At 29.7% G+C, this 22,469-nt stretch carries 22 protein-coding genes; 20 read left to right on the forward strand and 2 right to left on the reverse strand.

The genetic code is table 11. The features are described 5' to 3' along the window. The first annotated feature begins 180 nt into the window (after window positions 1-180). From B3N22_RS14745 to dapB, 3 genes are all read left to right on the forward strand, one after another. Window positions 181-705 carry a ferritin family protein gene (locus tag B3N22_RS14745; protein ID WP_286908340.1) on the forward strand — a complete coding sequence of 175 codons (525 nt, stop codon included), beginning with the start codon at window positions 181-183 and terminating at the stop codon, window positions 703-705. Between the two features lie 137 nt (window positions 706-842). Beyond that, a complete protein-coding gene (locus tag B3N22_RS14750; RefSeq protein WP_286908342.1) occupies window positions 843-2,942 on the forward strand; it encodes a peptidoglycan-binding protein in 2,100 nt (699 codons plus the stop codon). Window positions 2,943-3,091: 149 nt separating this feature from the next. Then, window positions 3,092-3,928, forward strand: coding sequence for a 4-hydroxy-tetrahydrodipicolinate reductase (gene dapB / locus B3N22_RS14755; RefSeq protein ID WP_286908343.1), 837 nt, complete (start codon window positions 3,092-3,094; stop codon window positions 3,926-3,928). 86 nt (window positions 3,929-4,014) lie between these two features. On the opposite strand, the gene B3N22_RS14760 is transcribed toward dapB, so the two are convergent. After that, window positions 4,015-4,896 carry an aldose 1-epimerase family protein gene (locus B3N22_RS14760; RefSeq protein ID WP_286908345.1) on the reverse strand — a complete coding sequence of 294 codons (882 nt, stop codon included), beginning with the start codon at window positions 4,894-4,896 and terminating at the stop codon, window positions 4,015-4,017. A gap of 159 nt (window positions 4,897-5,055) precedes the next feature. Between B3N22_RS14760 and B3N22_RS14765 the strand changes: the two genes are divergently transcribed. Both B3N22_RS14765 and B3N22_RS14770 read left to right on the forward strand, forming a co-directional pair. Further along, on the forward strand, window positions 5,056-5,886 hold the full coding sequence (locus B3N22_RS14765; RefSeq protein ID WP_286908347.1) for a YihY/virulence factor BrkB family protein: 831 nt from the start codon (window positions 5,056-5,058) through the stop codon (window positions 5,884-5,886). Window positions 5,887-5,982: 96 nt separating this feature from the next. Next, the gene (locus B3N22_RS14770) at window positions 5,983-6,339 is read left to right on the forward strand and encodes a single-stranded DNA-binding protein (RefSeq protein ID WP_021803560.1); all 357 of its coding nucleotides are present in this window, start codon (window positions 5,983-5,985) and stop codon (window positions 6,337-6,339) included. 44 nt (window positions 6,340-6,383) lie between these two features. Here B3N22_RS14770 and B3N22_RS14775 read toward each other — a convergent pair whose 3' ends face one another. Next, a complete protein-coding gene (locus B3N22_RS14775; RefSeq protein WP_286908350.1) occupies window positions 6,384-7,613 on the reverse strand; it encodes an FprA family A-type flavoprotein in 1,230 nt (409 codons plus the stop codon). A 217-nt stretch (window positions 7,614-7,830) separates the two neighbouring features. On the opposite strand from B3N22_RS14775, the gene B3N22_RS14780 reads away from it, so the two are divergent. The 15 genes from B3N22_RS14780 (at window position 7,831) to B3N22_RS14850 (ending at window position 22,449) form a co-directional block, all read left to right on the forward strand. After that, complete coding sequence (locus B3N22_RS14780) at window positions 7,831-8,280, forward strand: COG2426 family protein (protein ID WP_286908352.1); 450 nt, start codon at window positions 7,831-7,833, stop codon at window positions 8,278-8,280. A gap of 264 nt (window positions 8,281-8,544) precedes the next feature. Then, on the forward strand, window positions 8,545-11,496 hold the full coding sequence (locus tag B3N22_RS14785; RefSeq protein WP_286908354.1) for a sigma 54-interacting transcriptional regulator: 2,952 nt from the start codon (window positions 8,545-8,547) through the stop codon (window positions 11,494-11,496). 75 nt (window positions 11,497-11,571) lie between these two features. Beyond that, window positions 11,572-12,030, forward strand: a complete 459-nt coding sequence (locus tag B3N22_RS14790; RefSeq protein ID WP_286908356.1) for a PTS sugar transporter subunit IIA — start codon at window positions 11,572-11,574, stop codon at window positions 12,028-12,030. 29 nt (window positions 12,031-12,059) lie between these two features. Next, window positions 12,060-12,338: a PTS sugar transporter subunit IIB gene (locus B3N22_RS14795; RefSeq protein ID WP_286908359.1), complete on the forward strand. Its 279-nt coding sequence runs from the start codon at window positions 12,060-12,062 to the stop codon at window positions 12,336-12,338. Between the two features lie 87 nt (window positions 12,339-12,425). After that, on the forward strand, window positions 12,426-13,688 hold the full coding sequence (locus B3N22_RS14800) for a PTS galactitol transporter subunit IIC (protein WP_286908361.1): 1,263 nt from the start codon (window positions 12,426-12,428) through the stop codon (window positions 13,686-13,688). Window positions 13,689-13,777: 89 nt separating this feature from the next. Beyond that, entirely contained in the window at window positions 13,778-14,809 is a 1,032-nt protein-coding gene (locus B3N22_RS14805) for a zinc-binding dehydrogenase (RefSeq protein ID WP_286908366.1), read from the forward strand. A 76-nt stretch (window positions 14,810-14,885) separates the two neighbouring features. Next, window positions 14,886-15,557, forward strand: coding sequence for a ribulose-phosphate 3-epimerase (rpe, locus tag B3N22_RS14810; RefSeq protein WP_021803551.1), 672 nt, complete (start codon window positions 14,886-14,888; stop codon window positions 15,555-15,557). 136 nt (window positions 15,558-15,693) lie between these two features. Continuing rightward, window positions 15,694-16,140, forward strand: a complete 447-nt coding sequence (gene rpiB / locus B3N22_RS14815) for a ribose 5-phosphate isomerase B (RefSeq protein WP_073019166.1) — start codon at window positions 15,694-15,696, stop codon at window positions 16,138-16,140. A 30-nt stretch (window positions 16,141-16,170) separates the two neighbouring features. After that, complete coding sequence (locus B3N22_RS14820) at window positions 16,171-17,700, forward strand: phosphohexomutase domain-containing protein (protein ID WP_286908369.1); 1,530 nt, start codon at window positions 16,171-16,173, stop codon at window positions 17,698-17,700. 23 nt (window positions 17,701-17,723) lie between these two features. Next, entirely contained in the window at window positions 17,724-18,386 is a 663-nt protein-coding gene (locus B3N22_RS14825) for a ribulose-phosphate 3-epimerase (RefSeq protein WP_286908371.1), read from the forward strand. Between the two features lie 285 nt (window positions 18,387-18,671). Beyond that, window positions 18,672-19,238: a hypothetical protein gene (locus B3N22_RS14830; RefSeq protein WP_286908372.1), complete on the forward strand. Its 567-nt coding sequence runs from the start codon at window positions 18,672-18,674 to the stop codon at window positions 19,236-19,238. Between the two features lie 211 nt (window positions 19,239-19,449). Beyond that, window positions 19,450-19,758, forward strand: coding sequence for a DUF6514 family protein (locus B3N22_RS14835; RefSeq protein ID WP_021803546.1), 309 nt, complete (start codon window positions 19,450-19,452; stop codon window positions 19,756-19,758). Between the two features lie 134 nt (window positions 19,759-19,892). Beyond that, window positions 19,893-20,264 (forward strand): holo-ACP synthase, encoded by a 372-nt coding sequence (acpS, locus tag B3N22_RS14840; protein WP_021803545.1) that lies wholly within the window; start codon window positions 19,893-19,895, stop codon window positions 20,262-20,264. Window positions 20,265-20,272: 8 nt separating this feature from the next. After that, window positions 20,273-21,775, forward strand: coding sequence for an NAD(P)H-hydrate dehydratase (locus tag B3N22_RS14845; protein ID WP_286908375.1), 1,503 nt, complete (start codon window positions 20,273-20,275; stop codon window positions 21,773-21,775). A 53-nt stretch (window positions 21,776-21,828) separates the two neighbouring features. Next, a complete protein-coding gene (locus B3N22_RS14850; protein WP_238902224.1) occupies window positions 21,829-22,449 on the forward strand; it encodes a germination lipoprotein GerS-related protein in 621 nt (206 codons plus the stop codon). Window positions 22,450-22,469: the final 20 nt, after the last annotated feature.

Raw genomic sequence — 22,469 nt, forward strand, 5'->3', positions numbered from 1 at the left:
GTTCAACTAAGATTCAGATGGGATAAAACCCCTCTGAATCAAGTTTCACTTAATTGAATATATCTTAACGCAAATATATAAAAAATTAAAATGTATGCATACAATTATAAATGCTTTTAGTATCACTAAATTTATAAGTTTAATAATATATAATATATCAATAAAAATGGGAGAAAATTTATGAGTTATACTACAGATAGACAACCTCAGGGGAGAGCAAGGTCCACTGCTAATCTACTTAGAGAAGGTATGATAGCAGAATTAGTTGCTATAGATGACTATAGCTATTTCATTAGTTATACCGATAATAGGGAAGTAAAAGAAATACTTCATCATATAATGGAAGAAGAAAAAAGACACTATGGAATGTTTTTAGATGCTTTAAGAAAAGTAGATGATGAAGAAAGTGCTATGCAGGAAAAAGTGAAAAATGAAGTTAAGCTATCTAATAGAGGAAGAGAAAAGTTAGGGGTAAAAAATAGACCAGCAAAAGATGATTTATTAAAATTTATAAGAGATGCTATTAAAGGAGAGTTGGAGGCAATAATACTTTATGATCACATGGTTAATGAAATTTGTGATGAGTATGTAAATAAGATTATAAATAGTATAACTAAAGAAGAAAAAGAACATGTTGAAGAACTTACTAAGGTTTTAGTACTTTTAGATAAGGATACTTATGGGCCAATAGGCTGGGATTTATAAACTAGAAAAAGTGATGCAAAATGTTGTGCATCACTTTTTCACTATAAAAGAAAATCAAGTGTTATAAATTAATAAAAACACTCTCACATATTATTTGAATAGTATATTATAAATAATAATTTGTAAGGGTGTTTATTTTGGCAAAAGGTTATATATTAGTTAGATTATTTAAAGTAAAGGATGCATTACCTATAACAAAAGCTAAGCTTAAAATTATAAATGCTGAAAATAAGGAAGTAGTTTATGAGAATGAGGATGCATTTGATATAAGTGGAAGAAGTAGGAATATAGAAGTTATAACTCCAGAAAAGTCTCTTTCCTTAAAACCTTATGAGGAGGGGGTACTTCCTTATGGAGTATATGATATAGAGGTAGATTCAGAAAAAGATGGTAAGGTTATAGTAGAGGGAGTAAGTGTATTTGAAGAAAATACATCTATACAAAACATTGAAATAGTTGAGGAGAGTAATAAGAATAATTTTAAGAGTTCACCAAAACAAATAGTTATTTCACCTCAAAAGCTTGTTATGAAGAATGGATTAGGCGAAAAACAAGGAATTTCAATTACACCATATGTTTTGGATGAAGTATATATACCAGAATTTATTATAGTTCATTTAGGAGCCCCAAGTGCAGCGGCAGAAAATGTTACAGTAGGATTTATTGACTACATAAAAAATGTTGCTTCAAGTGAAATTTATCCAACTTGGCCAGAAGAAGCTTTAAAAGCCAATATTTATTGTCAGATATCTTTTGCATTAAATAGAATTTATACAGAATGGTATAGAAATAAAGGGTATTCTTTTCAAATAACGAATTCTACTGCTTATGACCAATATTTTATAAAAGGTAGAAATATATTTGAGAACATAAGCAAGATTGTTGATGATATTTTTAGTAAGTATATTATAACTATAGGAAACAAAACTCCATTTTTTGCTCAATATTGCAATGGAACCACCGTTACATGTGATGGGCTATCTCAATGGGGAACTGTGGACTTAGCCAAAGCAGGAATGGAGGCATTTGGGATTGTTAAGTATTATTTTGGTGAGGATAAGGAGTTAGTTAGAGCTATCATGATTGAAGGGATACCGGAATCTTATCCAGGAACCCCTTTAAGACTTAATGATGTAAATGAAAATGTTAAAGTAATTCAAAAGCAATTAAATAGAATAGCTAAAAATTTTCCTGCAATACCGAAAATACCTTTAAAAGATGGGAATTTTGGAAAAGAAACTGAGGAAGCAGTCAAGACTTTTCAGAGAACTTTTAATTTGACACCAGATGGTATTGTAGGTAGAGCTACTTGGTATAGAATATCTAGTATTTATGTTGGAGTAAAAAGACTAGCTGAATTAGAGCAAGAACCAGAAGAAGAGATTAAAGAGCCAGAGGGAGATGGAAAGTATCCAGGATATTTATTAAAATATGGATCAAGGGGAGAGAAAGTAAGGGAGATGCAAAGCTATCTTGCTGAAATTTCTAAATATTATAATATACCAAGTATACTTCCAGATGGAATATTCGGGAATATAACCAAGCAAACTGTTATAGAATTTCAAAGGTTATTTGGATTGGACGCAGATGGAGTAGTAGGTGTTAATACTTGGGATATGATTTATAACGTGTATAAAAAATTAGAGCGAAAAAATATTAGAGAAACCTATATATATTCTTCTGATTATCCGGGATATATGCTAAAAGAATATTTAATTAATGATGATATAAAATGGCTACAGACTTACTTAAATGCAATAGCTAAATTTTATAAAGAGGTACCGACTATAGCTGTAGATGGTATATATAGAAAAAGGACTAGAAATGCTGTAAGTTCTTTTCAGAGACTCTTCGGATTGAGTCCTACTGGGGAAGTAGGATATAACGATTGGAATAAATTAATATCTGTATATAAATCTTTAGGTGATGAAAAAGAGAATAAGAGAATTGAAAATATATATGATTATCCAGGATTACCGATTATGATTGAAGATGAAGATGGATACGTGACTATTTTACAAAAGTATATAAACATTTTATCTAAGAATAATTATAGAGTACATCAAGTAAGGGTTACTGGATACTTCAACGAAGAAACTGAACTTGCAGTAAAGAAGCTTCAAAAAGAATTTGATTTACCTCCTACTGGTAAGGTAGATGAAGCCACATGGAATAAAATTTTATCAATTTATAAAGCCTTATATACAGGAGATTTTGTTAAAAGAAAAAGACATTAGAAATCCTTAGAAGATAAATAAACAGTTATTGCAAGAGATTTAAATAACTGTTTATTTATTTTTTTCTATATTATGGAACAAAACAAGTTGACTACTGACAACTTATAAAATATAATTAAGTTGTGATTAAAGTGAAAGGAGAACTGTTGATGATAAAAGTTTGTTTATTAGGGTTAGGTAGAACAGGAAAAGAAATAGCTAAAGTTTTATTGGAAGAAGAGGATATAGACCTAACTTTTGTGGTATGTAGTAAAGATAGTGAAAAGGCTAATAGGGATTTAGGAGAAGTATTAAATATAAGTAATACTGGGGTAAATATCATAGAGTCCGATGATCTTGAAGGTTATATATTAAAATATAAACCTCAAGTAGCAATAGATTTCTCTAAAAGTGAAGCTGCTATAGAAAATGCAAAAATATTGTCTAAGATGAAAGTTAAAATAATTATTGGAACTACAGGTTTTAATGAATTGCAACACAAAAAGTTAGTTAACTTAACTAGAGAAAATAAAACAGCCATAGTTCATGCGCCAAACATAACAGTAGGAGTAAACGTATTAATGACGCTTACTAACATAGCAGCAGGTATTCTCCAAGACTATGATTCTACAATTATAGAATCTCATTTTAAAGAAAAGAAGGAAGCTCCTACAAGCACAGCTAAAAAGATTGCAAATGAAATAGTAAAAGGACATGCTTATGAAGAAAATATTAATAACATTGATATTAATTCTATCCCTATATTATCAGTAAGAGCTGGTGGAATAGTGGGTAGACATAAGGTGATAATGGCTGGAGAACATGATAAGATTGAGATAACACATGAGTCTTTTTCTAGAAAGGCTTTTGCATTAGGGGCATTAAGAGCAGTAAGATTTATCATTGATAAGATTGGTTATTATGAGATGGATGATGTTCTTAATCTAAAGGAAATAATGAATAAGTTCTCAGAAAGAAGTATATTAGTAAATCAAATGGAAAATTAGTGAATATGATTTAAATAAAGAAGGTGTTGAAAAAATTATTTTTAAAATTATTTTTAAAATTATTTTTCAACACCTTTTATATGATTTTAACTAAAAAACTCTAAAATGTAAGAGCATTCAAAAGTACTTCCTATTTCTAATTTTTCTACGCCTTCTCTGTCTTTAAATTCTCCAGTAAAACCTTCGTAATCAGCATGGCCATACCAAGGTTCGATACATACAAAAGGTGCACCTGTAGGCTTAGACCACAAACCTAGGTAAGGGAATCCACTAAAATCCATAGACATATATTTATTATGGTTTTTAGACTTTAAATAAATTTTGTTGGATTTTAAATTATTAAATACTAAAGCATCGTTTTTAAAAATTTCCTTTGATAAAAGAATCTTATTCTCATTATCTAGATAAGGAATATTCTTATTTGTATAAAGTCCTGTAATTGGAGAAAGTTCCATTATAGAAGTAGTTTCCTTTTCAGAGAACTCAAAATAATAGTCATCTATAGTTTCACCTTCTTCTATTGAGCAAAGGAAAGCAGGGTGAGCGCCTACTGAGAAATAGATATCTTTATCATCTAAATTATCTACAGTGTAACTTACCTTTATAGAATTATTTATAAGGGTATATTTAACTTTAAGTGAAAACTTATAAGGATATATTTCTAAAGTTTTTTCGTTATATTTCAAAAGAAATTCTAAAGAATCTTGAGATTTATTTATTACTTCATAATTGCATACTCTACCAAATCCATGTTGAGGAAGCTCATAGGTATTTCCATCAACTCTATATTTATTTTCTGAAACCTTTCCCACTATTGGGAATAAAATTGGAGCATGGTATTTCCAATAATTTTCATCACCATTCCATAGAAATTCTGTTGCATTATCTTTAGTTTTAATACTATGTAATTCAGCACCATAAGCATTAGCTTCAACTTTTAAAAATTCATTTTCTATCAACAAGTTCATAAATGTATTACCTCCTGCAAAATAACTAATTCACTACAATTATATCATTAATAAAAGAAATAGTAAGTTATTATAAATCTTTATGTAGGTATTTTGGTATAATAAGTAGTACGAGAGTGTAATTATAAATTATAGCAATTAAGTTAAGGAGACAATGGCATGAAAAAAGATTGTTTTATGGATAAGAATTGCCTTTGGAGTTTTATTAAAAAGTTAATAGTTAGAGTTAATGAGGATGAAATTTTTGCACTTTCTGCTCAATTAGCCTATTATTTACTACTTTCATTTTTTCCACTTCTAATGTTAATTATGATTATTGTAGGATTCAGTAATATAAGTACAACAGATACACTAAAATATTTAGAAGGATTATTACCTATAAATACCTATTTACTTATTGAATCTACTGTTGTAGAGGTTTTAGACGGACAAAAGGGCCAGTTGCTTTGGTTTTCAGTAATATTATCTGTATGGTCCTCCTCGTCAGGATTTGCAGCAGTTATAAAAGGATTAAATAAAGCTTATGGAATAAAAGAAACAAGGGGATATATAAAGGGGACTTTAATTTCTATTCTTTGTACAATCGGAGTAGTATTAATTATAATTTTAACATTATTTTTAGTTGTATTTGGAGGAGTTATTAGAGAGTTTTTAATTGCCAAACTCCCTTTTGATAATATTATAACCTTCGCTTGGGATATACTGAGATTTGCAATACTTATATTTGTTATGATATTTGTATTTGCCACATTATATCATTTTGCTCCTTGTAAAAGATTAAAGTGGCATGACGCATTACCAGGAGCGGTAACTACAACACTAGGATGGATTGGTGTGTCGTCTTTATTCTCATTTTATGTAAATAATTTTTCCAATTATTCTAGGTTTTATGGAAGTTTAGGTGCTGTGATTGTATTGATGACATGGCTTTATATAACTTCTGTTATACTTCTTTTAGGTGGAGAAATTAATGCGATTTTAATGGAATAAATAGTTTTTAAATTTATAAAGATTATAAATTATATTTGAATAATATCCTGAATTATGGTTAGAATTTACAATAAAGTAATTCAGGAGGTTAAATTAATGAATAAAATAGTTTTAATGGGAAAAATAATCAAAGACCCTGAACTTAGAGTACTAGAAGAGACAGAAAAAGTATTTACTAAATTTATTATAGCTGTAGAAAGAAATTTTAAAGCATCAGATGGAACTAGAAAATCAGACTTAATCCCTGTAGTAATGTGGGGAAGAAAAGCAGAAGTAATTTGTGAGTATGGAAAAAAAGGAACTATGCTAACATTAAGTGGCCGCTTAAGAACAGGAAGTTATGAAGATAAAGAAGGAAACAAAAAATACATAGCAGAAGTTATCGCAGAAGATTTTAAGTTTTTGCAAAGAAGACAACAAGAAAAAGAAGCGGTTTTGGATGAAATCAAATAATTCCTGGGGGTTTATCCCCAGGAATTATTTGATTAAGCTATATATTAAACTAAAGCTCCTTTTTTAACCTCTTTATCCATAATAGTTTGAGCAAATCCAACACCAAACTCGAAGGCTTTTTTCAAGTCTTCAGGAGATGGTTTAAATAGTATCTTTAAGCCAGGAGTGTACATTTTCATTTTTAATTCCTTTAAACGAGCTTCCATTCTAGGAACTGCTTCACCACTCCAACCATATGAACCAAATGCTCCTGCAAATTTTCCACCGTGAATTACAGGATTAAGTTTAGCTAAAACATCTCTGATTGGTTCGAGCAATTCTCCAACTATTGTTGGTGAACCAAATAAAATACCTTCAGAATCAGAAATATCTTTTACTATATCTTTTAAATCATTATGAATAACATTATATAACTTAATATCAAATTTACCTACGGATTGAATTCCTTCAGATATTTTGTTAGCTAGCTGCTCTGTATATCCATAGGCTGATACATAAGAAATTGTAATTTTTTTTATTTCTTTAGGAGCTGGAGGAGTACTCCACTCTTTATACAAAGAAACTATCTTCCATGGATCTTCTCTTAAAACTGGACCATGACCAGGGCAGATAAGATCTATATCCAGATCTTTAATTTTATCTATTGCACTTAAAACATAAGATTTAAAAGGTCCCATTATACAATCAAAGTAATATCTTAACGCTTCATTATATTGCTCTTGATCAGGAATTTTATCATTAAATACGTCCTCAAAACAATAGTGTGCTCCAAAGGAGTCACAAGTAATAAGTGTTTTATCTTCTGGTATATAGGTATATATAGTGTCTGGCCAGTGTAAGAATGGAGCAGATATAAATTTAAGAGTTTTATTTCCTAAACTTATACTGTCGTTATCAGATACCACAATAGCATCTATATCTCTATTAGCTATTTTCTCCATAAACTTAATTGCAGGTGCAGAACCTACTACTTTTGCTTTAGGAGATAAATCTAGTAATTTTGCGACAGAACCTGCATGATCAGGTTCTGTATGATCTACAACTATATAATCTATTTTGGTAACATCAATATCTAGAGTTTTTAAGCGTGCTAAATATTGATCAAAAAATTGTTCTTTTACAGTTTCAAAAACAGCAACTTTTTCACTTCCTTTAACAACATATGAATTATAAGTTGTTCCATAAGGAGTATACATTATAATATCAAAAATTCTTAAATCTGGGTCTAAAGCTCCAACCCAATGAATATCTTTTTTTATTTCTAAAGAGCGCATATTTTACACCTTCCTTATATATTATAATATTTTATTATTATATAATAATAATTATCCATTAATCTTATTATATAATAATTGTTGATAAAAATAAATACTGTAGAATTAATTTACAAATTTATTAAATGGTAATAATTTGTTGATAAAATAGCTATTTTACAATATAATTATGAACTAACAATAAGTTGTTAAGTTTTAGAATAGGAGATATAAATTAATGAGTTCAGTTTTTTGGGTTTTATTATTGTCTGCAACACCACTAATAGAGCAAAGAGGAGCAATTCCATATGCTATTTATGCTGGAATGGAACCACTACAAGCATTTATAGTAGGTTATTTAGGAAGTCTAATACCAGCTCCTTTTATTTTGCTACTATTTAATGCGATTTATAAGTGGTTAAAAAAATATCCTAAATTTGAAAAGATAACAAATCTTATAGATAATAAAATAAGTAAAAATAAACATAATCTTGAAAAGTATAAGGAGATTGGGCTTATAACCTTTATAGCTATACCACTTCCTACTACAGGTGTGTGGACAGGAACAGCTATAGCGGCTTTTTTAGGATTGGATTTTAAAAAGTCAATGTTTTGTGCGGCAGTAGGAGCAGCAGGTTCAGCTATATTAATAACAGTTTTATGTATGATTTTCCCAGCCTTATTTTAAGGGAAATACTTTGTTAAAGAAGGTTATCAAATTTGATAGCCTTTTTTATTTGGAATAAAAGGATAAATTGGCATAAATATTGCTTGTTATATTGGTATAAAAAGTTCAGATTATAAGATAATGAACTATGCTAAATAAAAAAAACAGTATATAATAATATTTCATTAGAAATTTATTAACATAAAATTAATTATTATTATGGAAAGGTGGTGATAATAGATCAGTCGAAATATAAGCTAGATTCAGTAACGGGGTGATATAGATATGGAAAAACTAGTAGAAATTATTAAACAAGAAGATAAAAAGAATCCTTATACAGATCAAGAATTAGCTAAAATATTATCTTTACCTAGATTAAAGATTATAAGTGAAAGAAACAAACTAAATATTCCAGACTCTAGAGATAGAAGAAAAAAAATATTGTTAGAGGACTTAAAAGATATTCTAACTAAAAATCCAAACATGTCAGAGAGGAAGTTAACTGATCTGATGATTGAAAGAGGATACAATATCTCTAGAAATATTGTGGCTAGAAATATGAAAGATTTATTAGAGGATACTGAATCAAAAAATGATGATAATAAAGATTTAAAAAAATCTTCTAATACATTTAAAGAATATATAAAAAGACAAGAAAAAGCAGAGGAAGATGAATCAGGATTTAAAAAATTAATAGGTTATAGAGGAAGTCTTAAAAACAAGATTGATTTAGCAAAAGCAGCTATACTTTACCCCCCAAATGGATTACATACATTAATATACGGGGGAACGGGAGTCGGTAAAAGTGAATTAGCAGAATGCATGTATGAATTTGCTGTAGCTAACAATGTTAAATCCAAAGACGCTCCATTTATCATATTTAACTGTGCAGATTATGCTGAAAACCCAAATCTTCTAATATCTCAATTATTTGGTGTGGTAAAAGGTGCATATACTGGAGCCAACTCAGATAGGGAAGGATTAGTGGAAAAGGCTAATGGAGGAGTACTATTTTTAGATGAAATCCATAGACTGCCGCCAGAAGGACAAGAAATTCTATTTTATTTAATAGATAAAGGTAAGTATAGAAAACTTGGAGAGACAAATACTGAAAGAAATGTAAATGTTTTAATACTAGGAGCTACCACAGAAAATCCAGAATCTAATCTGCTATTAACCTTTAGGCGAAGAATTCCAATGTTAATAGAGTTGCCTAAGCTAACAGATAGACCGCTATCAGAAAAACTTGAGATTATAACAATGTTTTTAGTTAGAGAAGCCAATAGAGTTAATAGGAATCTTTTAGTAACTAGAGATGTGCTTATGTGCTTAATGTTATATAACTGTCAAGGAAATATCGGACAGCTTAAGAGTGATATACAAGTAATATGTGCAAAAGGATATGTTAAATACATGTCTAAAAACATCAGCGAAGTAATTATTGATATGGAAGACTTAAGTAACATTATTAAAAGTGAGTTCTTAAAAGGAAATAAAATAAACAAAACAATAATGAGCTTAGTTACTGACGATCTATATATTGATATTAAAAATATGAAAAGTCATAAAAGTGAAATTACTAAGTACGTAAATGAGAACGAGATATATCAATATATAGAAAATGAGTTCCAGAATCTTGAGAGTCAAGGGATGAAGTCAGAAAAAATTGATGAGATTCTTTTGCAAAAAGTTGAAGGTAAGTTAGGAAGGATAATTGATAATAAAAATATTACAAAGGTTCTTAATATAAATGAATTAAAGACTATAGTAAGACCTGAAGTTATAAACATAACCGAAAAAATACTAGATATTGTAAGGGATAAATATAAGTTTATAAATAACAGCTTTTTTATAGCACTTGCAATACACATTAACTTTACTATTGAGAGAGTACTTACTGGGAAGAGCATAACAAAATCAAATATAGATGTTACTAAAAAGGTGCTTCCCCAAGAGTTTCAAGTAGCAGAAAAGATTAGAAAGACTATAGAAAAAGCTACTAATCTACCAATACCAAACGATGAAGCTGGATATATAGCGCTATATATTAATAAGTTTTGTTCAGACGAGTTAATACTAGAACCTAAAGTAAGAGTAATTATAATAACTCATGGTCATGTAGCAGAAGGGATGGCAGATGTAGTAAATCAACTATTAGGAGTAGATGATACCATAGGAATAGAAATCGCTCTAGATGAATCCCCAGAAAGTGCACTAGAGAGAACTATAAAGGTTGTTAAACAAATAGATGAAGGTAAAGGTTGTCTTTTACTTGTAGATATGGGGTCCCTAGGTGGATTTGCTAGTGCTATTGAAGAAAGGACTGGAATTAGAGCTAAAACAATAGGAAGAGTTGATACACTGCTAGCTTTGGAAGCAGTTAGAAAAGCTTCAATAGAAGGAGATAGTCTTGATAACATAATGGAAGAATTAAAGGAGTCAAGATTATATCAGGGTACATTTAAGTCAGAGATATCTAGTAGAGCAAATGTAGATGAAAAGAAAAAAGCTTTAGTAACAATATGCTTAACTGGAGAAGGTAATGCCCTAAGTATAAAAAAATATCTTGAAAATCACTTAAAAAGAGATAATAAAGATATAGAAATATTCCCTATGGGCTTTATAAATAAAGAAGATATAGAGGAGGAGATAGAGTTACTTTCAGAGGAATATAATGTGGTAGCAGTTTGTGGAACAATAAATCCTAAGATAAGCAACGTTCCATTTGTGTCCTACGAAAGTATATTAAATGGTAAAGGAATAAACAGAATATCTAAATTTATGGATATATACACGCAAGAAGACGTTGTAATTGAAGAAAGGTTAATAGATTTAATACAAGAAGACCTGGTATTTTTAGATATGGATGAATTATCTAAAGAGAGTATTATAGACAAGATGGCAGAAACTTTAGAAGATAAGGGATATGTTAATAGCAAATTTATATTAAGTCTATATAAAAGAGAAGCCATGGGTAGTGGAATATTTAATAATACAATAGCAATTCCTCACGGATTACCAGAAACCGTGATAAAACCGGCAATTGCCATAGCAAAACTAAATAATCCAGTCCAGTGGGAAGGGGAAGTAATGGTAGATTTAGTAGTGATGTTGGCATTAAAAGAAAATAATAGACAAGAAATTAAAAAATTATTTTCCATGATTAGGGAAGAGGATCTTACTGAAAAGCTGAAAACAGCTCAATCTGTAAAAGATATCAAGAAAATGTTTTCATGAAATCAAAATATTCCATAATGTTGGCATGTCCCTTGCTAATATAAATAGTATCTAGCTCAGGAAGGAGAAGTGGGGATGGAGATAAATAATTATATTAAGAAAGAATTGATAAAAGTAAATCTACCTTGCAAAAATAGAAATGAATTATTTCAAATGATGCATGACGAAGCATTTAAACATGGCTATGTGGAACGCGACTTCTTAGAAGGTTTGTTGTCGAGAGAAGATGTATTCCCTACAGGAATAAAATTGGAAAACTATAGTGTAGCCATTCCTCATACAGAGGCAGAATATATAAAGGAACAGTTCATTGCAGTAATAGTACCTGAAAAACCAGTAAAATTTAAGTTGATGGATGATGAAACCCAAGAAGAAGAGGTTAATTTAATTTTCATGTTAGGTTTAAATAAACCTCATAGTCAATTAGAAGTACTAAAAGAATTGATGGGTTTAATTCAAGAAGAAGAAGTAGTAAAAAAGATTATTTCATCAAAAGATGTAAACGAAATTAAAAGTATATTAGAAGCAAGTTAAAAGAAAGATATTACGAGGAGGATATTAATATGAAAAAACGTATTTTAGTAGCATGTGGAGCAGGAATAGCAACATCAACAGTGGTGTGTGACAAAGTGGAAAGATTAGTAAAAGAGAATGGAATAGATGCAGAGATAATTCAATGTAAAATAGCAGAGGTGGCATCTAAACAAGATAATGCAGATTTAATTGTATCAACAACAATTCTACCTACGACATATAAGATCCCAGCTTTGAAAGCAACAGCATATATTACTGGAATTGGTATGCCAAAGTTAGATGAGCAAATATTAAGCTATTTAAGATAAAAAAAGATTTAGAACTGTCTTTTTATTAAAAAGCTTAAAGAGACAGTTTAAATAAAAATTATTTAATATTTTAGGAGGTAATATATTATGGAAATCATTCAATACGTATTAGGACTTGGACCTACAGTAATTTTACCGATTGCTATTCTATTAATAGGATTAGTATTTGGTACAGGATTTAAAAAGGCTATAAAGGCTGGATTTACAATAGGAATTGGATTTGTTGGTATTAGTTTAGTAATAGACTTACTAAGCGGAAGTTTAGGACCAGCAGCACAAACAATGGTAGAAAGATTTGGTTTAAATTTAACAGTAATTGATACAGGATGGCCATCTGCAGCAGCAGGAGCTTGGGCTTCTCCAGTAGCAGCGATATTAATACCTATAATCATGGGAGTTAATATATTAATGATATTAACTAGAACAACAAAAACTTTAAATATAGACATTTGGAATTATTGGCACTTTATAGCAGCAGGAGCAACTGCATATATTTTAACAAATAGTTGGTGGTTCGCAATTTTCTGTGCAATTTTACTAGAAGTAGTAACATTATTTATAGCAGATAAAACTGCTCCAATGGTAGCAGAATTCTATGACTTAGATGGTGTATCATTACCTACAGCTTCAACAGCATCTTTTGCACCTTTAGGTTTTGCAGTTGGATATTTAGTTGAAAAAATACCAGGAATAAATAAGATAAAAGCAGATCCAGAAACTATTCAAAAGAAATTTGGTATATTCGGAGAACCTATGATGATGGGAATATTTATAGGTTGGATATTAGGACTTTTAGCAGGATATGATGCAGGTGGAATATTCAAAACAGGTATAAACATGGGAGCAGTTATGCTTTTAATGCCAAGAATGGTTAAGATAATCATGGAAGGTTTAATACCAGTTTCAGAAGCAGCAAGAGATTTCTTACAAAAGAAATATGGCGACAGAGATTTATATATAGGACTAGATGCAGCGGTTGCAGTTGGACATCCAGCAGTTATATCAACAGCATTAATTTTAGTACCAATAACAATATTCTTAGCTATAATTTTACCAGGAAATAAAGTATTACCATTTGCTGACTTAGCAACAATTCCTTTCATTGTGGCATTTATAGTAGGATCAAGAAAAGGAAATATAGTTCAATCAGTTATAACAGGTACAATCGTAATGGCATTCTCATTATATATGGCAACTGACTTTGCTCCAGTATTTACACAAATGTTATCAGGTGCAGACTTTAATATGCCAGAAGGAGCAACTTTAGTATCTAACTTTGATACAGGTGGTAACTTACTTAACTGGTTAGTATTAAAATTATCTCAACTTGTACAACCTTTCTTCAACTAATAAATTACTCATATCTCTAGATTATGTTGTAAAGTTTTAATTTTAGATAAAATAAAAAAAAGAAGTACAAAACTAGGAGGTATATAGTTATGAAAGCATTAACAAAAACAGAAAAAGGATACGATAAAATGGCATTACTAGATATCGAAGAGCCAAAGGCAGTAAAGAATCTAGTAAAAATAAAAGTTGAATATAGTGGAATATGCGGATCGGATTTACACTCTTTTAAAGGTGAATATGGAAATATAAAAACACCTGTAGTACTAGGTCATGAATTTTCAGGTGTAGTAGTAGAAGTTGGTGAAAGTGTTACAAAGGTAAAGGTTGGAGACAGAGTAACTAGTGAAACTACTTTTGAAACTTGCGGTGAGTGCGATTTCTGTAAAAGTAAAGATTATAATCTATGCTCTACTAGAAAAGGTATAGGAACTCAAGCAAATGGAAGTTTTGCAGAGTATGTATTATCAAGAGAAGAAAGTGTTCATGTATTACCTGAAAATGTTAGCTTATTAGCAGCTTCATTAACAGAACCACTTGCTTGTTGTGTACATGCAGCATTAGAAAAAACTACTATAAATGCAGGCGAAGTTGCATTAGTATTTGGACCAGGTCCAATAGGATTACTTCTTAGCCAAGTAGTAAAATCTCAAGGTGCTTACGTAATACTAGCAGGAGTTACAAAAGATAAAGAGAGAATGGAATTAGCTAAAAAGTTAGGTATAGATTTAGTTGTAGATTTACTTCAAGAAGATTTAGATGCGATAGTAATGGAAAAAACTAATGGATATGGAGCTAATAAGGTATTTGATTGTTCAGGAGTTATCCATGCAGTAAATCAAGGATTAAGACTTACAAAGAAAAAAGGTGACTTTGTTCAAGTAGGCTTATTCGCTAAAGTAAAAAATGAATTAGATCAAGAAGCTATTATTCAAAGAGAAATAAGATATATTGGATCTAGATCTCAAAAACCAAGTTCTTGGATAACATCTTTAGAATTACTAAGAGATAAGAAAGTTGATACTGAAACATTAGTAACTAAAATGGTAGACCTTGAGAACTGGAGAGACGGTATAGATGCAGCTATGCAAGGAAGCGAAATTAAGGTTGTTATAAAATCTTAATAACTAAAGACGTAATAAAAGATAAAGTTAATAAAGTAGCTTTAGAAGTAGAACTTAAGATTGAGGGGGGATATAAATGGATATAATAATTTCACCATCATTGTTATCAGCAAATGTATGTAATTACGCAGAGGATTTCGGAGTATTTAATCAAAAAGATATAAAATCAATCCATATAGACCTTATGGACGGACACTATGTTCCCAACATATCATTCGGATTGGACCAAATAGCTTCTTTAAGAAAATTAACAGATGCAGAATTTGATGTTCATCTTATGGTTACTGATCCAGATAAATTTGTTGAAACTTTGGTTGAGGCAGGTACAAACAGTATAACAATACATGCAGAAGTAGCGACTCATCTATATAAAAGTATACATTATTTAAAAAGTTTTGGAATTAAGGCAGGGGTAGCAATAAATCCAGCTACATCACTACAGTGCTTAGAATATGTTTATCCACTACTAAATAGAGTTCTAATAATGTCTGTTGAGCCTGGATTTGGAGGACAAGCATTTGTACCTTTTGCTTTAGAGAAAATAAAACAATTAAATAAGATAAAAGAGGATGGTAATTACGACTTTACTATTCAAGTAGATGGGGGAATAAACATAGATAACATAGAAGATGTTATTAAGTGTGGAGCTAGAGATATTGTTATAGGTTCATCTTTATTTAAACAAGATTTGTCAGAGAATATTGATTTGTTTAATAATAAAATAAATGAAATTATTAATACCCCTTAACCCCTCACATTTTAATAATAAAGATAAGGAGAATATTGCGAGTATTCTCCTATTCTTTTATTAATAATTAATTATACTACGTCATTTACTTTCTTACAACAGAATAAATATTGAATATATAGAGAGGATGATAAAAATGAAAATATCAATAGGTTGCGATCACGGTGGTTTTAAATTGAAGGAAAAGATTAAGGAATACCTTACATCTAAGAATATAGAGGTAGACGACTATGGTACATTTAGTTCTGAAAGCGTTAATTATCCTAATTATGCTATAAATGTATCAAAATCTGTAGTAGATAAAAAAAGTGATTTAGGAATATTATGTTGTGGTACAGGAATAGGTATGTCTATAGTGGCAAACAAAATTGATGGTATAAGAGCAGCAGTTGTTGGAGATACTTTTTCAGCTAAAGCTACTAAGGAACATAATAATACAAATATATTATGTTTAGGTGAAAGAGTTATAGGAGAAGGCCTAGCTTTAGATATAGTGGATATATGGATTAATGCTGAGTTTCAAGGTGGACGTCATCAAGATAGATTAGATTGTATTACAGCTGTAGAACAAGGTAATATATAGAAGTTTTTATAGATAAAGGGGGGATTTATTGTGATAGAAGAATTAAAGAAGTTACAGAATGGAACAGATATCAGAGGAATAGCTATAGAAACGTCAGAGCATAAAGTAAATCTAACACCTCAGGTAATAAGATTTATAGGAAATGGATTTGTAAAGTGGTTAAAAGAAAATAAATGTAGCGGTAAAAGTAAGATAAAAATAGCAGTAGGTATGGATTCAAGATTGTCAGGACCAGAGCTTAGAACTTCTTTAATAGATTTACTTATAAATGTAGGGTGTGATGTGTATGACTGTAATATGAGTACAACGCCAGCTATGTTTATGACAACACTATTAGATAATTACAAATGTGATGGAGCTATAATGATAACGGCAAGTCACCTTCCTTATTACTATAATGGACTTAAATTTTTCACTAAAGAAGGGGGTTGTGAGAAGAAAGATATAGAAGATATCTTATTCTCAACCTACAACTCCGAGATGAGCTATACAACTAAGGGAGAACTTAAAGAAGTAAACTTAATAGATGAGTATTCAAACTTGTTGGTTGATAAAATCAGGTCATCAGTAAACTCAAAGAAAAATTACAATAAACCATTAGATGGAGCAAAAATAATAGTAGATGCTGGAAATGGGGCTGGAGGTTTCTTTGCTAATAAAGTATTAATGGAGCTTGGAGCTGATACAGAAGGAAGTCAATTCTTAGACCCTGATGGAACTTTCCCCAATCATATTCCTAACCCAGAAAATAAAAAGGCCATGGAATCTATAAAAAAGGCCGTGTTAAAATGGGATGCAGATCTTGGGATAATCTTTGATACTGATGTAGATAGAGCTGCAATAGTATCTAATACAGGAGAAGAAATAAATAAAAATTCTCTTATAGGGCTAATATCTTCTATAGTGCTTGAAGAACATCCAAAATCAGTAATAGTTACTGATTCAGTAACATCTACAGGATTAGCTGAGTTTATAAGTACTTTAGGTGGAGTTCATCATAGATTCAAAAGAGGATATAAAAATGTAATAAACGAATCTAAAAGACTAAATGAAGAAGGCACAGATAGTCAATTAGCTATAGAAACATCTGGACATGCAGCTTTAAAGGAAAACTACTTTTTAGATGATGGTGCTTATCTTATAGCTAAAATATTAATAAAAATGGCTAAACTTAAAGAAGAAGGAAAAGAGATATCAAGTCTTATTAGGGGATTAAAACACCCAAAAGAAAGTGAAGATATAAGACTTAAGATAAGAAGAGAGAATTTTAAATCATATGGGGAACAGGTAATAAGTGGAGTAAAGCAGTATGCTTATAAAGTTGAAGGTTGGAGTGTAGATCATGAAAACTTTGAAGGAATAAAGATAAACTGTAATGAAAATTCTGGAGATGGGTGGTTTCTACTTAGATTGTCCCTACATGAACCAGTACTTCCTCTTAATGTTGAATCAGATAGTATAGGCGGAGTAAATAAAATATTAGATAGATTAGCACCTTTTTTAGAAAAGTATAGTGAACTAGACTTATCTAATATATCTAAATATACTATAATTGTATAATGATTTATAAGGGGTTGAGTAATATGAAGTTAGCTGCATCTATAATGTGTGCTAATCAATTAGAGTTAGCTATAGAATTAAAGAGGCTAGAGGAAGCAAATATTGAACTTCTACATTGTGATGTTATGGATGGTGTTTTTGTTAATAACTTAGCTATGGGACCATATGTATTAGAGGCTATAAGTAAGGCTACTAGGATACCATTAGATATACATTTAGCAACGGTAGATGTGCCAAAATACATAGATATGTATTCATATTTAAAACCGGAAGTTATGTCATTTCATATAGAAGCAAGTAAAAATGTTGATGAGGATATTGAACGTATAAGAAAAAAAGGAATAAAGGTATCTTTAGCAATAAGTCCAGAAACATCTATTGAGAGTATTAAGCCATATTTGAAAAGAATAGATATGGTTTTAATGATGACTGTAAACCCGGGGTTTGCAGGCCAAAAGTTTAATTATAGCGTATTAAAAAAAATAGATGAATTGAATGAATATATGAATTCATTTGACAGAAAACCTGTTATAGAAGTAGATGGATGTATAAATAAAAACACTATTTTAGAGTTGAAGAATAGGGACATAGATACGTATGTATTAGGAACATCAGCATTGTTTAATAAAGATAAAGAGAGCTATAAAGATAAAGCAAGAATAGTAAGAGAACTAATATTTGAATAATGTTAAAGAGAATGTTATAAGTTTGAAATTTGTAACATTCTCTATTTATATGAAATATAATAATAGCAATTTTATTTTAGAGTTGATTTTATTTACGAATATTGGTATAATTTAATTAGGGTTGTCAACGTATACACAAATTTCAGCTATGGAAAAGGGAATTTTTAGAGAGATGTTTTTAAAAGAATCGGTATATCCGATTCTTTTTTCGTAATAAAATTAACTGTTTATGCATAAAATAGTACTTGAATAGTAAGAATAATTTGGCATAAGGAGGGGATTAGCTTGGATAAAAAAATATCATCAAAAAGTTTTTTTGAGTTTATAAATTTAGTATGTGCAAGAGAAGTAGAGTATTTCATGCTAGAGTCTAACTATACTACTAAGTTTAATAATAATATAAAGCAGATTATAGAGGAGCTAAAGACCATAGGGAAAATAAGTGTAGAATTTATGGTTTTATTTAATACAAAAGGTGAGATTGCTTTAATTAATGAAGAGATAATTGGTAGTTATGTAGGAGAAATTTTAATTGAAAATTTAAAAACTACATATAAACATACTGATATAGATACTTTAATAGGGTTAAGTGAAAAGTATTCTTATGAAGAGAAGCAGACTTTTATAATTAATATATATGAAGATTTATGTAGAATATTGAATGAAATATATAAAGATATAAAATACAGAAAAGAAGTTGCAGAAAGTTATAAAAATAGGTATTCACTAGCTAATGTAAGGGAAGATATGCTACCCATGTCAATAGCAACAATACTTATTTTAGAAGATATATGTGCATATTTGTCTTTTGATGTAGAATTAACAAAAATAATACCACAAAAAACTAAATAATTCGATTTTAACCCCCATTAATAAAGGGTATTTGGAGGAAGTTGTTTACAGATTTGCTCTTTTTACAAATAAATTGTCTATAAATAATAGAAAGTTTTTTAAATTTAGACCATTGTTTGACAAAGTTTTTTTAGTAGATTATGATATGATTTTTTTAGAGTTTATTTTATGCCAAAGGGGATTTATAAGTTATTAAGGGGGAGAAAAATCAATGATTATTTTAAAGAATGAAAAAGTTGTTGAAAGTGTACAAGATAACAGTAGGTATGAGTATTCGTACAGATTAGTTAAAACCGACTATAGAAATATGGTTGCCTACGGCATAGAAGTTGAAAGGATGGACTTCAATGATGAAAATTTAATAAATATAGAAAGGGAATGTATAAATAAGATTTCTCCAGTATATAACAAAGTAGAAAATATGGTAGATTTACTCTATAAGTATAGAGTATCACCCATACATCTAGTGGATGTTTTAGGAGAAACAATAGATGAATGTGTTATGGATTTTCCTAATTAAAGAATAATATAGAAAGGGTTTAGAGCTCTTTCTTTTTATTATGAAAAAATTATTATTTTGAAAACTTGTTAGTTGTAATTATATAATTTAAGTATAAAATTTTAGATATAAAGTGAAACTTCAGGAGGAAGCTTATGATTTATGGTATAGGAGTTGACATAATAGAAATAAATAGGGTTGAAAATGCAATAGAAAGAACTACAAGTTTTCTAGGAAAAGTTTTTAATGAATCAGAGATACTGTATGTTAAAAATAAAAAAAATAAGTATGAGAGTTTAGCAGGAAATTTTGCAGCTAAAGAAGCCTTCTCAAAAGCGTTAGGTACAGGTGTAAGAGGTTTCTCTTTAAGAGAGATAGAGATAACAAGAGATACTTTAGGAAAGCCAGGTATTTTACTTCATGGAAAGGCTAAGGAATTGGTGGAAAAAGAAAATCTAAATATTCATTTAAGTATATCTCATAATACTACAAATGCAGTTGCATATGTAGTATTAGAAAAAATATAGGAGGAGATATGATAGAAATCCTAACCTCTAAGTCTTCAAGAGAAATGGATAAGATCTCGATAGACAAGTGGGGTATTCCAAGTATTTTATTGATGGAGAATGCAGTATTCTCTCTATTAAAACACTTTGAAAATTTGGATGACATACTAATTATATGTGGTCCAGGAAATAATGGAGGTGATGGCCTAGCATTAGCACGTCATCTACTTAACCTTAATAAGAAAGTTAGGGTATTTATAGCAGCTGATACTAGTGGAAAAACAAGCGATTTCAATACTAATTTTAAGTTATTAGAATGTTTGAAAGTAGAAATTACTTTGCTATCAGAGGATAAGAATTTAAGTGCCTTTGAAAAAAACATAAATGAGTGCGAGGTTTTGGTAGATTGCATATTTGGGACTGGTTTGAATAGAAATATTGATGGAATATATTTAAAGCTGATAAATGAAATAAATAAGTCTAAAGCGTATAAGATCTCTATAGATATTCCATCAGGACTTTGTAGCGACACGGGAGTTCCTTTAGGAGAAACTATATTTGCTGATAAAACAATAACCTTTCAATCGATTAAAAAAGGTTTTATAAATTACGAAGCATTAGATTATATCGGTGAACTAATGGTAGAGAATATAGGAATACCAAATGAAATAGAAAAAGAAGTATCAGAGAGTATTTGGATGTTAGAAGAGAAAGATGTAAAAAATCTTATACCCAAAAGAAAAAGACATTATCATAAAGGTAAGTTTGGTAGAGTGTGTGTTGTTGCAGGAAGTAATAGGTACTCAGGAGCAGCATATCTTAGTACTCAAGCTGCAGTAAAAGCAGGAGCGGGTCTGGTTTATCTGTATACAGATAAAACGTTGAAACCATCTTTGGATAGCAAATTAACGGAAGCTATGGTTGGAGACTATGAATCAGAGGAATTCAAAGAAATTATAGATAAATCTGATGTCATTGTTTTTGGCCCTGGACTTGAAAATACAATTGAAACTCTTGATAAATTAAAATTAATTCTTGAAACTTTTAAAGGTAACCTTTTAATAGATGCTGATGGAATTAATGTACTAGAAAATAACTTGAGTCTGTTACATAAATGTAAATGTAAGGTAGTGATGACTCCTCACCCAGGAGAAATGAGTAGATTAACTGGTAAATCCATAAGATATGTAAATGAAAATAGAATAGAATTAGTAAAAAAATTTAGCAAAGAATATAATATAGTTTTATTATTAAAGGGATTGTATACGGTAATATCTGATGGAAATGGAGTATGTGTTAATCCAACTGGAAATAGCGCCATGGCTTCAGGGGGAATGGGAGATACTTTGTCTGGTATAATTGGTGCTTTGATGGGACAAGGAGTAGATGTATTTCAAGCAACAAAATTAGGCGCATATTTGCATGGGTATATAGGAGAAAAACTATCAAAAATAATGTATATAGTTAATGCCAGCAATATAGTAGAAAATTTACCTTTGTTTTTAAAAGAGTTTGTATCAAAGGATGAATAAATAAAATTATGTGATAATAGTATTAATGTAGGATTAATTAGTTTGGAGGAATTATGAAGAGAAAAATCCTGTTTTTAATACTTATATTCTTAGTAATAGGCTTATCTTTTTGCTCAATAGTGTACTTGAAGTTCTCAAGAAGTGATGAAAAAATTATAAGTGACATAAGAGAGCTTAAAAGTTATCAATGTGACGTAAGGTATGTTATTAAAAATTCAAGAGGAGAAATAAAAGAAGAAACTAATCAACTTTATAGTGACAATAAAGGTAATAGAGTGGACTTTGGAGAAGATAGAATACAGGTGTATAATAATGAAGGAAAGGTTAAAGTTTGGGATAAAATTTTAAATAAGGGCTATGAGACTACAACTCAAGATTATAGTTTTTATTCAATTAGTTTTATTAACAATCTTTCTAAGTATTTAAATGATGGAAGTACTATGGAGATGGAGTATGATAAAGAGATAAATAAGAGATATCTTAAAGTTAACGTAGTGCTTGATAATAATAATCCTAATTTAGATAGAGCCATATTATATGTAGATATATACGAAAGAGTTCCAGAAAAGCTTTTAGTGTTTAATAAAAAAGGAGAATTAGTAGTAGAAGCCTTTTATAATAATTTTATACGAGATGCTAAGGTGGATGAAACTCTATTTGATTTAGGAGAATAGAGAGAGTATTAAGAGGTGTG

Source organism: Clostridium sp. UBA1652 (genome assembly GCF_002320975.1).
In the GTDB taxonomy this organism is placed as follows: Bacteria; Bacillota; Clostridia; order Clostridiales; family Clostridiaceae; genus Clostridium_T; species Clostridium_T intestinale.

Bases quoted from the DNA above. Each gene is read 5' to 3' on its own strand.
- B3N22_RS14745 (WP_286908340.1), top strand. From the start codon at position 181: ATGAGTTATACTACAGATAGACAACCTCAGGGGAGAGCAAGGTCCACT.
- dapB (WP_286908343.1), top strand. From the start codon at position 3,092: ATGATAAAAGTTTGTTTATTAGGGTTAGGTAGAACAGGAAAAGAAATA.
- B3N22_RS14760 (WP_286908345.1), bottom strand. From the start codon at position 4,896: ATGAACTTGTTGATAGAAAATGAATTTTTAAAAGTTGAAGCTAATGCT.
- B3N22_RS14765 (WP_286908347.1), top strand. From the start codon at position 5,056: ATGAAAAAAGATTGTTTTATGGATAAGAATTGCCTTTGGAGTTTTATT.
- B3N22_RS14770 (WP_021803560.1), top strand. From the start codon at position 5,983: ATGAATAAAATAGTTTTAATGGGAAAAATAATCAAAGACCCTGAACTT.
- B3N22_RS14775 (WP_286908350.1), bottom strand. From the start codon at position 7,613: ATGCGCTCTTTAGAAATAAAAAAAGATATTCATTGGGTTGGAGCTTTA.
- B3N22_RS14780 (WP_286908352.1), top strand. From the start codon at position 7,831: ATGAGTTCAGTTTTTTGGGTTTTATTATTGTCTGCAACACCACTAATA.
- B3N22_RS14785 (WP_286908354.1), top strand. From the start codon at position 8,545: ATGGAAAAACTAGTAGAAATTATTAAACAAGAAGATAAAAAGAATCCT.
- B3N22_RS14790 (WP_286908356.1), top strand. From the start codon at position 11,572: ATGGAGATAAATAATTATATTAAGAAAGAATTGATAAAAGTAAATCTA.
- B3N22_RS14795 (WP_286908359.1), top strand. From the start codon at position 12,060: ATGAAAAAACGTATTTTAGTAGCATGTGGAGCAGGAATAGCAACATCA.
- B3N22_RS14800 (WP_286908361.1), top strand. From the start codon at position 12,426: ATGGAAATCATTCAATACGTATTAGGACTTGGACCTACAGTAATTTTA.
- B3N22_RS14805 (WP_286908366.1), top strand. From the start codon at position 13,778: ATGAAAGCATTAACAAAAACAGAAAAAGGATACGATAAAATGGCATTA.
- rpe (WP_021803551.1), top strand. From the start codon at position 14,886: ATGGATATAATAATTTCACCATCATTGTTATCAGCAAATGTATGTAAT.
- rpiB (WP_073019166.1), top strand. From the start codon at position 15,694: ATGAAAATATCAATAGGTTGCGATCACGGTGGTTTTAAATTGAAGGAA.
- B3N22_RS14825 (WP_286908371.1), top strand. From the start codon at position 17,724: ATGAAGTTAGCTGCATCTATAATGTGTGCTAATCAATTAGAGTTAGCT.
- B3N22_RS14835 (WP_021803546.1), top strand. From the start codon at position 19,450: ATGATTATTTTAAAGAATGAAAAAGTTGTTGAAAGTGTACAAGATAAC.
- acpS (WP_021803545.1), top strand. From the start codon at position 19,893: ATGATTTATGGTATAGGAGTTGACATAATAGAAATAAATAGGGTTGAA.
- B3N22_RS14845 (WP_286908375.1), top strand. From the start codon at position 20,273: ATGATAGAAATCCTAACCTCTAAGTCTTCAAGAGAAATGGATAAGATC.
- B3N22_RS14850 (WP_238902224.1), top strand. From the start codon at position 21,829: ATGAAGAGAAAAATCCTGTTTTTAATACTTATATTCTTAGTAATAGGC.